We start from the raw sequence: 247 nt of genomic DNA, 5'->3' as shown, positions 1-247 counted from the left end.
TCCACGTTGCCTTCTGTTACAGTTACAGATGTCGTCGCCGTCTGATATCCTGCCTTCGTAATCGTCAGCTCATGCTTGCCGGCTCCTAACTGTAAGGAATATTTTCCGTCTTTATCCGTTTCAGCCGTCAGATTTCCTGTCGTTACAACCGCGCCTTCCAACGCTTTTCCACTCTCATCTGTTACACTTCCCGTAACAGTATATGTAACCGCTTCTTCCTGACCTGTATAATGAATATCCTTCAAAA

Annotated in this window: 1 protein-coding gene; it reads right to left on the bottom strand. The window is 45.7% G+C overall.

The features are described 5' to 3' along the window. Positions 1-247 (bottom strand): carboxypeptidase-like regulatory domain-containing protein (locus NE619_RS18385; protein ID WP_256133910.1); only part of this gene is annotated, 247 nt, incomplete at both ends.

The sequence above is a fragment of the Anaerovorax odorimutans genome, assembly GCF_024459955.1.
GTDB classification, from domain to species: domain Bacteria; phylum Bacillota; class Clostridia; order Peptostreptococcales; family Anaerovoracaceae; genus Hominibacterium; species Hominibacterium odorimutans_A.
Note: the sequence above shows the minus strand (reverse complement) of the source record. Positions and strands in the feature narration are given on the sequence as shown.